At 44.6% G+C, this 2,026-nt stretch carries 1 protein-coding gene; it reads right to left on the bottom strand.

Translation table 11 applies throughout. The features are described from left to right. Positions 1 to 183 precede the first annotated feature (183 nt). Positions 184 to 1,983 carry a ShlB/FhaC/HecB family hemolysin secretion/activation protein gene (locus HMPREF2907_RS09895; RefSeq protein ID WP_070682576.1) on the bottom strand — a complete coding sequence of 600 codons (1,800 nt, stop codon included), beginning with the start codon at positions 1,981 to 1,983 and terminating at the stop codon, positions 184 to 186. Positions 1,984 to 2,026 lie beyond the last annotated feature (43 nt).

Genomic DNA, 2,026 nt, shown 5'->3' with positions numbered 1-2,026 from the left:
CGTAACTGGCTGGCGCAAGACGACACCCTGAGACCTTTGCAAAAAAGCCCTTTTACCTAACAGCAGAAAATCTATGTTTGGGTTTTGGCTGTCGAGAGGAAAAGATGAAGAGTGATTTTGCAGGATCTCAGCTATTATCGAATTTTATTATCCCTTTGTTGCAACTCATTTGACTATACCGTTTTAAAAAGTATAACCTACCTGAAAACCGCTTGCCCATTTCCTTGATTGGAAAGAGTCCGGCTTTTTCAATGTACGGCCGGTAAAAATATCGTAATGCAGGTTTCCGCCAAGCTTCATTTGTCCGCGCATTCCAATTGTTGTTCCTGCTAAGGTTTGTCCTGACAACCATTGGGAGGACTGTCCCGAAACATGTCCCACATCAGCCCCAAAATAAAGCTGATGGCCTGGTTTAAATTGCCAACTCAAATCGTTTCGCCAATACCATCCCCGCTCGGCAGACAAACTCATTTCGCCGTCGAAGCCACGCACAGTGTAGCGTCCGCCGATGGCCAGTTTGTCTTGCGATGTTAACGGGGTTTTGTTCCATTGTGCGTAAACAGATGTATCGTAGGCAAATAGCTGTTTACCGATTTGAAAAGGAATGTTTACATCAGCCGAAGCCGTCCAAATTTTCATACGTGACGAGCCTTCGTTAAAGGTCTCTTCGGGTGCGCGCAGAGCATCTTTCATGCCAGTACCGCGTTTATATTTCAACTTAAAATCTGCTGTACTGCGGCCGATATATTCTTTGTGGGAAAGTTCTGCCAACCAACCTGCAGTTTTACGCCTTTGTACAGTCAGTTCGGCATCATCAATATAGCTTTTTGTTTCCCTTGCCCACAGTTTTACACCAAGATAAGTTTTGCGTTTGGCATCACGATACAACAGGCGGTTGAAGCCGAAATCAGTATTGTAACTTTTCCCATTGTAATCATACACTTCTGACAATCCGGCAACTGCCTGATGGTAACGGTAGCCGTTATGATTAAATGCCCATGTCCATTTACCGAAAGGAACTGAATAATGTACTGCGTAATTATTCGATCCGCCTTCTTTGCGATGGCCGTCAAAATTTTCCTCATTGGGTGTATCGCCAATTGAACGTCCATAATTTACATAAAACATATCACTCAGTCCAAAAGGATTGTCGGCAGAGAAAGTGATATTTCCTTGATATTTCCCCGTCGCTTTACTGCCTGAATTATCCACGCCTACACTTACACGGTAGGGCAACAAACGTTGCCGCCATTGCACCACAACATCACTTTGGTTTGGTTCGTCCTCTACGGGAACGATTTGGATATCGACTTCTGCTGTTGGGAGCCGTTTGAGATTTTCCAGCCCTTGTTCTAAATCACGTAGATTCAACAGATTGTCTGAGCGGGTGGGAAATTTGTTTTGGAATGCTGCAATGCGTTCAGCATGGGTTTGAGTATCATTAGATCTATCGATTCGTATGAAGCGCAGATAGCCCGGCATCAGTGTTAATTGAAGTTTGCCACTATTCAAATTTTGTGGCGCAGCCAAAATACGTGTCGTGGTATACCCCCTGCCGATCAAAGCATTTTGCGCCAAAGACATGATTTGATTGATATCGCCCGCATGCAAACACTTGCCGGGAACAAAATGTGTTTGGCGCAAAGCCTGATTGAGCGCAAATCGAAATTTAGCGGCTCCTTTACCCACCAATTCCACTTCAGAAATAGGAAAGCATGGGCTTGCTTCATCCGAATTTGCACTACCTGCCTGTGTTGCCATCTTCTCCCTACCTGTATCAGCATCATCTAAACGCACATCTTGTTCAGGCAACATCTGTTCACGCAGCTGCTTCTCCCGTTGACGCTGGAGAATATCCTGTTGTTGTGAAATGGCTTCGGGAGTGGGAGCGGCTGATGTTGGGACAGGAAAGGCAGCTATCAATGATAGGAATAATAGTGATAATGGAGGAAATATGGCTTGGGAGTAAACGAAGGATTTCATAGAATTGGGCTAAGTAATGTAAATGGACAATTATAGCAATGAA

This window comes from Neisseria sp. HMSC055H02, from assembly GCF_001813335.1.
Taxonomy (GTDB): Bacteria; Pseudomonadota; Gammaproteobacteria; order Burkholderiales; family Neisseriaceae; genus Neisseria; species Neisseria sicca_C.
Note: the sequence above shows the minus strand (reverse complement) of the source record. Positions and strands in the feature narration are given on the sequence as shown.